Annotated in this window: 1 protein-coding gene; it reads right to left on the reverse strand. The window is 38.0% G+C overall.

The annotated features are described in order from the left end of the window. A partial coding sequence (locus ACODS7_RS32715; protein WP_488828725.1) for a condensation domain-containing protein occupies positions 1-405 on the reverse strand: 405 nt, incomplete at both ends.

Raw genomic sequence — 405 nt, forward strand, 5'->3', positions numbered from 1 at the left:
TTCTAATTTTGCACGCCAATATAGCTCAGAAGTCACATAAGATTCTGTTCCCATGTAATTCTGTTGCTTTTGGAGTAAGTCGTGATAGGAGTCTAGGGTAGAAATTCTGCTTTTATCCTCTCTTACATGAGAAGTATACGCTTTTTCCAAGTCTTGCAAAAATAATCCCATGCTCCATCCATCAAACATGATGTGATGAAACACGATGTGAAGAAGGTAGTTGTTTTGTTCTAACTGAAATAATTGAAAACGAAATAAAGCAGCTGATGTAAAATCAAATGGTGCGTGGCGGACTTCTTGTAACACTTGGTCTAACATCAGATTTTTCTCTTCTTCTTGATACGAACGCCAATCGTAACAGGCTATTTCAACTTGTACGTCTTCCCGCATCATTTGTTTAGGACC

Source organism: Bacillus sp. FG16, from assembly GCF_057809515.1.